At 72.0% G+C, this 9,227-nt stretch carries 6 protein-coding genes and 1 pseudogene; 2 read left to right on the top strand and 5 right to left on the bottom strand.

Translation table 11 applies throughout. From position 1 onward, the window contains the following. Positions 1-3 precede the first annotated feature (3 nt). The 3 genes and pseudogenes from ACWGJB_RS00930 to ACWGJB_RS00920 form a co-directional block, all read right to left on the bottom strand. Positions 4-858 carry an N-formylglutamate amidohydrolase gene (locus ACWGJB_RS00930; RefSeq protein WP_453378162.1) on the bottom strand — a complete coding sequence of 285 codons (855 nt, stop codon included), beginning with the start codon at positions 856-858 and terminating at the stop codon, positions 4-6. 48 nt (positions 859-906) lie between these two features. Further along, positions 907-1,190, bottom strand: a pseudogene (locus tag ACWGJB_RS00925) (homoserine O-acetyltransferase); the annotation flags it as partial. 135 nt (positions 1,191-1,325) lie between these two features. Further along, the gene (locus ACWGJB_RS00920; protein ID WP_453378161.1) at positions 1,326-3,542 is read right to left on the bottom strand and encodes an NADP-dependent isocitrate dehydrogenase; all 2,217 of its coding nucleotides are present in this window, start codon (positions 3,540-3,542) and stop codon (positions 1,326-1,328) included. A 203-nt stretch (positions 3,543-3,745) separates the two neighbouring features. Between ACWGJB_RS00920 and ACWGJB_RS00915 the strand changes: the two genes are divergently transcribed. After that, entirely contained in the window at positions 3,746-5,329 is a 1,584-nt protein-coding gene (locus tag ACWGJB_RS00915) for a M1 family metallopeptidase (RefSeq protein ID WP_453378160.1), read from the top strand. A 17-nt stretch (positions 5,330-5,346) separates the two neighbouring features. Here the strand turns inward: ACWGJB_RS00915 and ACWGJB_RS00910 are convergent, their stop codons facing one another. Then, entirely contained in the window at positions 5,347-6,438 is a 1,092-nt protein-coding gene (locus ACWGJB_RS00910) for a mechanosensitive ion channel family protein (RefSeq protein WP_453378159.1), read from the bottom strand. A gap of 201 nt (positions 6,439-6,639) precedes the next feature. Here ACWGJB_RS00910 and ACWGJB_RS00905 point away from each other — a divergent pair, with 201 nt between their 5' ends. Then, entirely contained in the window at positions 6,640-8,085 is a 1,446-nt protein-coding gene (locus ACWGJB_RS00905; protein WP_453378158.1) for an FGGY family carbohydrate kinase, read from the top strand. Positions 8,086-8,442: 357 nt separating this feature from the next. Here ACWGJB_RS00905 and ACWGJB_RS00900 read toward each other — a convergent pair whose 3' ends face one another. After that, a complete protein-coding gene (locus ACWGJB_RS00900; protein ID WP_453378157.1) occupies positions 8,443-9,207 on the bottom strand; it encodes a crotonase/enoyl-CoA hydratase family protein in 765 nt (254 codons plus the stop codon). Between the last annotated feature and the right edge of the window lie 20 nt (positions 9,208-9,227).

Genomic DNA, 9,227 nt, shown 5'->3' with positions numbered 1-9,227 from the left:
GTGTTAAGCCCACCAGGGTCGACGGGCACTCACTAGGTGCGCGGGGGCTTGGCTCCCGCGCGAGCGACCGCGGCCGGCGCCGACCAGCGGCGCGGGGGGGGCGGGGGCCCCCCCCTCGGCTCCCGCCCCCGCCGGACCGCCCGGCTCCGTCATGTAGAGGTCCCGCCGGATCTCGATCATCAGGGCGCCGACCCGAGCGTCGGACCCGTAGAACTCCAGCGGCACATAGGCCCCGCCGAACGGGCTGTCCAGCCCCGTCTCCCCGCACCCCGCGAAGGCCTCTCGCGCCGCCTCCGTCAGCTCGGCCGGCGTGTGGAAGCCGTCCGTGCCCAGACACACCGGCGGCCGTGGGCCTGTCCCGTGCAGCTCGTAGGGCAGCGCCCGGCTCGGATAGGAGTGCACGTCGATCACCACGGCCCGCCCGGTCGCCGCCAGCCGTCCGGCGACCGCTTCCGTCATCGCCCGGGCGTACGGCCGGAAGTACCGCTCGACCAACGGCCCGGGATCGAACGGCTCGTCCCGCAGCACACCCCGGTGCGTGGTCCGCGTGTACACGGCCCCCATACCGACGGCGAGCATCTCCTCCCGCTCGTCCGGAAACCGCTCCGGATCCACCACCAGCCGGGACAGCCGGTTGACGAACCGCCAGGGAGTCACCCCGGCCAGCCCGGCCGCCGCCGCCGCGAGTTCGGCCGTGTGCGCGTCCGTGATGTGGTCCAACTCCCGCTCCAGGGCGGCATCGTCGAGCATGATGTCCGCGCGCACGCCGGCCGGGACCGCCCGCGCGGAGTGCGGCACGTGCAGGATGACGGGCGACTCGGCGGCGCCGGGCAGCAGTTCGTACGACGGCTCGGACACGGGCGGCTCCCGGGGCGTGGTCGGTGACGGGGTGCGGGACCCAAGGTGTCACACCGACGACGGGCCGAGCAGCTCCCCGATCGGGCCGCCCACCTGTCCGGTCTCGTTCAGGAAGCCGTCGTGCCCGTACGGCGACTCGATCAGCCGCGGCCCGTCGGCCGACGGGATCAGCGCGCCCGGCTCGGCCTGCCGGGCCGGGGGACGGAGACGGTCGGAGTCCACCCCCGCCACCAGGATGCGGGCCGTGACTGGCCGACGGCGCTGCGCAGCCCGCCCCGGTCGCGGCCGGCGTCATGGGCGTTCATCGCCTCCGACAGGACGGCACACCAGCCGCGCGCCGCAGTTGACACGCAGACTTCACGGACGACATACGCGCGCAACGGAGGCCGGACATGGCTCCGCCCCGACGGGCGGATGCCTGTCGGGGCGGAGACCTCATACGGACCCCTGGGGTCCGGGATGTCGGCTCAGAGGGACGCGAGCGCCGCGTTCCAGGTGGCCGACGGGCGCATGACCGCGTCCGCCTTGGCCTTCTCGGGCTGGTAGTAGCCGCCGATGTCGACCGGGGAGCCCTGGACGGCGAGCAGCTCGTCGACGATCTGCTGCTCGTTCGCGGTCAGCGTCTCGGCGAGCGGCGCGAACGCCTTGGCGAGCTCGGCGTCGTCCGTCTGCCCGGCGAGCTCCTGCGCCCAGTACAGGGACAGGTAGAAGTGGCTGCCGCGGTTGTCGATGCCGCCGACGCGACGGGTCGGGGACTTGTCCTCGTTGAGGAAGGTTGCCGTGGCGCGGTCGAGGGTGTCGGCGAGCACCTTGGCACGGGCGTTGCCGGTGGCCGTGGCGTACTGCTCGAAGGACGGGACCAGGGCGAAGAACTCGCCGAGGGAGTCCCAGCGCAGGTAGTTCTCCTTGACCAGCTGCTGGACGTGCTTCGGCGCGCTGCCGCCGGCGCCCGTCTCGAACAGGCCGCCGCCCGCCATCAGCGGGACGACCGAGAGCATCTTGGCGCTGGTGCCCAGCTCCAGGATCGGGAAGAGGTCGGTCAGGTAGTCACGGAGCACGTTGCCGGTGACGGAGATGGTGTTCTCGCCGCGGCGGATGCGCTCCACGGACAGCTTGGTGGCTTCGACCGGCGCCAGGATCCTGATGTCCAGGCCCTCGGTGTCGTGCTCGGCCAGGTACTGGTTGACCTTGGCGATGAGCTGCGCGTCGTGCGCACGGCCCTCGTCCAGCCAGAAGACGGCCGGGTCACCGGTGGCGCGGGCGCGGGTGACGGCCAGCTTCACCCAGTCCTTGATCGGCGCGTCCTTGGTCTGGCAGGCGCGGAAGATGTCACCGGCGGCGACCGGCTGCTCGATCACGACGTTGCCGGCCGCGTCGACCAGGCGGACCGTGCCGGCGGTGGCGATCTCGAAGGTCTTGTCGTGGGAGCCGTACTCCTCGGCCTTCTGCGCCATCAGGCCCACGTTCGGGACCGAGCCCATGGTGGACGGGTCGAAGGCGCCGTTGGCCCGGCAGTCCTCGATCACGGCCTGGTAGACACCGGCGTAGGAGGAGTCCGGGATGACCGCGAGGGTGTCGGCCTCCTGGCCGTCCGGGCCCCACATGTGGCCGGAGGTGCGGATCATGGCCGGCATCGAGGCGTCGATGATGACGTCGGAGGGCACGTGCAGGTTGGTGATGCCCTTGTCGGAGTCGACCATCGCCAGGGCCGGGCCCTCGGCGATCTCGGCGTCGAAGGAGGCCTTGATCTCGGCGCCCTCGGGCAGGTTCTCCAGGCCCTTGAGGATGCCTCCGAGGCCGTCGTTCGCGCTGAGGCCGGCCGCCTTGAGGGTCTGGCCGTACTTCGCGAACGTCTTCGGGAAGAAGACGCGCACCACGTGACCGAAGATGATCGGGTCGGAGACCTTCATCATCGTGGCCTTGAGGTGCACGGAGAACAGGACGCCCTCCTGCTTGGCGCGGGCGATCTGCGCGGCCAGGAAGTCGTTGAGCTGGGCGACGTGCAGCACCGAGGCGTCGACGACCTCGCCCGCCAGGACCGGTACGGAGTCCTTGAGCACGGTGGTGGTGCCGTCCTCGGCGACCAGCTCGATCTTCAGGGCGCCGGCCTCGGAGATCACCACGGACTTCTCGGTGGAGCGGAAGTCGTTCTCGCCCATGGTGGTCACGTTGGTCCTGGACTCGGAGGTCCAGGCGCCCATGCGGTGCGGGTGGGTCTTGGCGTAGTTCTTCACCGAGGCGGGGGCGCGGCGGTCCGAGTTGCCCTCACGCAGGACCGGGTTCACGGCGGAACCCTTGATCTTGTCGTAGCGGGCGCGGATCTCGCGCTCCTCGTCGGTCTTCGGGTCGTCCGGGTAGGCCGGCAGCGCGTAGCCCTTGCCCTGGAGCTCGGCGACGGCGGCCTTCAGCTGCGGGATCGACGCCGAGATGTTCGGCAGCTTGACGATGTTGGCCTCGGGCGTCTTGGCGAGGTCGCCCAGCTCGGCCAGGGCGTCCGGGATGCGCTGGTCCTCGTTCAGGTACTCCGGGAAGTGGGCGATGATGCGCCCGGCCAGCGAGATGTCGCGGATGTCCACGGCGACACCGGCCTGCGAGGCATACGCCTGGATCACCGGCAGGAACGAGTGCGTCGCCAGGGCCGGGGCCTCGTCTGTGTAGGTGTAGATGATGGTCGAGTCAGTCACCGGGTGCTCCGCTCCACGTCTGCAACATTGCTCGACATCAAGATATCTCGTGAACGACCCGGGCTCGACAGGGGTCCGCGACTCGGAAGATCCGATTGTCATACGACGGGCAACCGGATCGGTCAAAAGGGTGGTCATGACAAGCGAGCCACCATCGACCGGCGGCCGGACCGACCACCTGGCTGCCCGACCGAAAGCGGACCATGAGAAATCGCACCAGAGTGACGGCCCCGGCGGCCGCCCTGCTCGGCACGGCGACCGTACTGGCCACGGGCACCCCGGCCCTCGCGCGTCCCTTCTCCGCGGGGGAGAAAAGCGGCGACGCGAGGGCCGGGGGCACGACGCCGGCCCCGGGCCCGGAGACCCTCGGCGACCCCGTCTACCCGGACCTCGGCAACGACGGCTACCAGGTCCTCGCCTACGGCCTCGACCTCGCCTACGACGCCACGACCCGCCTGGTCGACGGCACCGCGACGCTGCGCGTCCGCACCACGCAGGACCTGTCCCGCTTCTCCCTGGACGCGCTCGGACTCGACATACGCTCCGTGCGCGTCGACGGCCGGAGCGCCGCCTTCGAGCAGGCCGACGAGAAGCTGCGGATCACCCCGGCTCGCCCGCTCCGGGAGCACGGCCACGTCACCGTGTGCGTGGAGTACGGCGCCGATCCGCGCCGCACCCTCCCGCACACCGCCTGGGTGCCCACCCCGGACGGCTTCGCCGTCTGCCCGCAGCCGAACTCCGCGCACACCGTCTTCCCGTGCAACGACCATCCCTCGGACAAGGCGGACTTCACCTTCCGCATCACCGTCCCGAGCGGCCTGCGCGGCGTCGCGAACGGCCTGCTCACCGGCGCCGAGAGCCTCCCCGGCGACCGGACCGCGTACGCGTACCGCTCCCGCGCGCCGATCGCCACGGAACTCGTCCAGATCACCGTCGGGGACTACGTGGTCAAGGACCGGCAGGGCCCGCACGGCCTGCCGCTGCGGGACGTCGTTCCCGTCGCCCGGGCCGCCGCCCTGGAACCGGCGCTCGCCCTCACCGCGGGCCAGGTGGCGTGGCTGGAGGACCGGCTCGGCGTCGCCTTCCCGTTCGAGACGTACGGCCTGCTGCCCTGCAACTCCGACGACCCGAACGCCTTCGACTTCACAGGGCTGGAGACCCAGACCCTCACCCTCTACAAGCCGAACTTCCTGCTCCAGGAGGAGGCGAAGATCGGCTCGCACATGATGCACGAGCTGGTCCACTCCTGGTTCGGCAACCTGGTCTCCCCCGCCACCTGGGCCGACCTCTGGCTGAACGAGGGCCACGCCGACTTCTACGGGCTGCTCTACCGCTACGAACGCGGCTGGCCGGACTCCCTGGGCATGACCACCATGGAGGCCCGGATGAAGGACACCTACGCCCGCGGCGACCAGTGGCGCCACGACTCGGGGCCGGTGGCCGCCCCGAACGCGGTGAACCTCTTCGACAGCCAGCGCTACCTCGGCGGCGTCCTGACGCTGTACGCCTTCCGCGAGCTGGTCGGCGAGGACGTCTTCCACCGGGTCGAGCGCACCTTCCTGGACCGCTTCCGGCGCCGCTCGGCGTCGACGGAGGACTACATAGCCGTCGCCACCGAGGTCTCCGGCCAGGACCGGGCGGGCTTCCTGCGCGACTGGCTCTACGGCACCACGACCCCGCGGATGCCCGGCCACCCCGACTGGACGGTCACCCCGGTGACCCCGTCCCCGGCCACCCCGCACAGCCTGCGCGGCGGCCACCACCACGACAACTCGGCCACGCTGTAGGCGCGACCGGCGGGGGGCTAGTCGGTGTGCGGCAGGCCCGACGGCAGGTCGTCCGGGACGCGCTGCTGCGGGATCACCACGGCCCCCTGCTGGAGCGCCACCGTGCGGGTCGGGGCCGGGATGCGGATGCCCTCCTCGCGGTAGCGGCGGTGCAGGCGCTTGATGAACTCGTGCTTGATCCGGAACTGGTCGCTGAACTCGCCGACGCCCAGGATCACCGTGAAGCCGATCCGTGAGTCGCCGAAGGTGTGGAAGCGGATGGCCGGTTCGTGCTCCGGGACCGCGCCGGTGATCTCGGTCATGATCTCGGCGATGACCTCGTGCGTGACCCGCTCGACCTGGTCCAGGTCGCTGTCGTAGCTCACGCCCACCTGCACCAGGATCGTCAACTGCTGCTCGGGACGCGTGTAGTTGGTCATGTTCGTCTTCGCCAGCTGGCCGTTGGGGACGACCACCAGGTTGTTGGAGAGCTGACGGACGGTCGTCTGCCGCCAGTTGATGTCCACGACGTAGCCCTCCTCGCCGCTGCTCAGCTGGATGTAGTCGCCCGGCTGCACGGTCTTGGAGGCGAGGATGTGGATGCCCGCGAAGAGGTTGGCCAGGGTGTCCTGGAGTGCCAGCGCGACCGCGAGACCGCCCACGCCCAGGGCGGTGAGCAGGGGCGCTATGGAGATGCCCAGCGTCTGGAGCACCACCAGGAAGCCGATCGCCAGGACCAGCACCCGGGTGATGTTCACGAAGATCGTGGCCGAACCGGCGACCCCGGAGCGGGACTGGGTGACCGACTGCACCAGTCCGGCGATCACCCGCGCCGCCGAGACCGTCACCGCGAAGATGAGCAGCACCTTCAGGCACTGGTTGGTGTGGTGCTGGACCGTTCTCGTCAGCGGCAGCACCGCCGCGGCGGCCGCCGCGCCGCCCGAGAGCGCCGCCCACGGGACCACCGTGCGCAGCGCGTCCACGATGACGTCGTCACCGCTCCAACGGGTCCGCTTCGCGTGCTTGGCCAGCCAGCGCAGCATGCCGCGCGACAGAAAGGCCAGCAACAGGCCGGCCGCCAGGGCGATGCCGGCCAGGACCAGGTCATCGACGGTGAGCGCTCGGTTCACCGGTTACCTCCCATTCGATTGTGCAACCGCTCATCCTGCCGTATCCGCGGAGCCGAATCCGCACAGAGGTTCGTCCCGCGGCCTCCGCCGGCCGGGACTGCGTTGAATCCGTGCGGCTCGAACTCTTGCCACACCGTGCCTGGTTGACGCGGCCCGCCGCACGGCGGCAGGCTGTCGCGCAGTGATCGCCAGGGAGGCTCGATGACAGGTCCGGTGCTCGCGGTCGACCAGGGCACGTCCGGTACCAAGGCCCTGGTGATCTGCCCCGAACGGGGCGTCATCGGCACCGGATTCGTCGCCACCAGGCCCCGGCACCCGCCCGGCGGCCCGACCGAGGCGGACCCCGAGGAGCTCTACGACTCGGTGCTCGTCGCCGGCCGTCGAGCGCTCGCCGAGGCCGGTGAGCCGGTCACCGCGCTGGGCCTGGCCAACCAGGGCGAGACCGTCCTGGCCTGGGATCCGGGCACCGGGCGCCCGCTCACCACCGCGATCGTCCGGCAGGATCGCCGGGCCGAGTCCGTCTGCGCCGAACTCGCCGAACACGCCGACGAGTTACGGGATCTCACCGGACTGCCCCTCGACCCCTGCTTCGCCGCGCCCAAGATGGCCTGGATCCGCCGCCATCTCACCACCGGGGGAGTCGTCACCACCACCGACGCCTGGCTGGTCCACCGGCTCACCGGCGCCTATGTCACCGATGCCGCCACCGCCGGCCGCACCCAACTCCTCGATCTGGACCGGGTGCAGTGGTCGCCGCGCGCCCTCGACCTCTACGGACTGTCCGCCGAACGCCTCCCCGAGATCGTCGACAACTGTCAACTCGTCGGCACAACAAAGGAGTTCGGGCGCGAGATCCCGCTCACCGGACTCGCCGTGGACCAGCTGGCGGCCCTCCTCGCCCAGCGGATCACCGGTCCGGGCGGCGCCAAGTGCACCTACGGCACCGGGGCGTTCCTGCTCGCGCACACCGGCGACACCCCTCGGCGCAGCGCCTCAGGACTGGTCAGCTGTGTCGCCTGGCGCCTCGCCGGAGAGCCCGGATACTGCCTGGAGGGCCAGGTGTACACGGCCGGCTCCGCCGTCCGCTGGCTCACCGACCTCGGCGTGATCTCCGGCGCCGCCGACTTCGACCGGGTCGGTGGCGCCGTCCCCGACGCCGGCGGGGTCACCTTCGTCCCCGCGCTGGCCGGGCTCGCCGCTCCCTGGTGGCGCGGCGACCTGCGCGGCTCGCTCACCGGGCTCGGCCTCGACACCGGCCCCGGGCATCTGGTGCGCGCCCTGTGCGAGGGCCTCGCCGCCCAGGTGGCGGAACTCGCCGAAGCGGCCGAGTCCGGCATCGGCACCCCGCTGACCGCGCTGCGCGTCGACGGCGGTCTCACCCGCTCGGCGCTGCTCATGCAGACCCAGGCCGACCTGCTGCAACGCCCGGTCGAGGTGTCCACGCTGCCCGACGCCACCGCCCTCGGGGTGGGTGCCCTTGCCTACCTGGGCACCGACCCCACCGACTTCCTGCCGGACGGCAGACCGTCCGCCGTCTACGAGCCGCGCATCTCGGCGGGGGAAGCCGCCGACCGCCTGGGCACCTTCCGCGCGGCCGTCGCCGCGTTGCTCCCCCGCGCCGGGGCCGGAGCCGGAGCACCCGGGTGACGGTCACCGCCGAAGGCCCGCCGGCCGCCGTCCCTACGACGTGATGGTCGCCGGCGCCGGGGCCGGCGGCGACGCGCTCGCCCGGATCCGGCACCTCGACGGGCGTGTACCGGTGTCCTGCCCTGCGACACGGTCGTCTTCACCGGGGACTCCGTCGCCGAGGACCAACTCGCGTGCCGGGCCCGGATCACCTTGGCCACCGGCCGTACACCGACCACCTGGGGTGTCTTCGCCACCGGCCGTACGCCGACCACCCCGGGTGTCTTCGCCGTCGGCTGTCCGCGCCACCCGGCCAGGACGCCCGGACGGCCGCGCGGGAGGGGGCCCGGGCCGCCGGCGCCGTGCTGGAGCGGCTGGTCAGTCGTCCGTGAAGGACCCGTGCCGGCCCGCTCCCGCCGCGAAGCGCGCCGCTCCGTCCAGCCCTTCCGCCAACACGGCCATGCCGTGGCGGATCTCACCGAGCATCGCCGTCGGTTCGTCCAGCCCTTCCTGCTCCAGCACCGACGCCCGGTCACTGCGCAGGCAGGCCTGCGGGAAACCGGCGACGGACGCGGCCAGTTCCTCGGCTGCCTCCCGGGACCGGCCGGTGGGGACGACCCGGTTGGCCAGGCCCATCTCGTAGGCCTCGGCAGCCGGGACCGCACGGCCGGTCAGGATCAGGTCCATGGCCCGGCCGGTGCCGATCAGCCGGGGGAGCCGTACCGTGCCGCCGTCGATCAGCGGCACGCCCCAGCGGCGGCAGAAGACGCCGAACACCGCGTCCTCCTCGGCGACCCGCAGATCGCACCACAGGGCCAGCTCCAGGCCCCCCGCCACGGCGTGCCCGGCGATCGCCGCGATCACCGGCTTGGACAGCCGCAGCCGGGTCGGGCCCATCGGGCCGTCCCCGTCCTCCGCCACCCGGTTGCCGCGCTCGCCGCCCACCGCCTTCAGGTCCGCGCCCGCGCAGAAGGTGCCGCCCTCACCCCACAGCACCGCCACCCGGGCCGCGTCGTCCGCCTCGAACTCGTGGAAGGCGGCGACCAGTTCGGCCGCCGTCGGCCCGTCCACCGCGTTGCGCACCTCGGGCCGGGAGAGGACGACCGTGGTGACAGGACCCTTGCGTTCCAGGCGGACCGGCATGCGTTTCCCTCCGTCGGAAG

It is taken from the genome of Streptomyces sp. NPDC054813 (assembly GCF_053611365.1).
The sequence above is the reverse complement of the archived record's forward strand: the minus strand, read 5'-3'. Positions and strand labels throughout refer to the sequence as shown.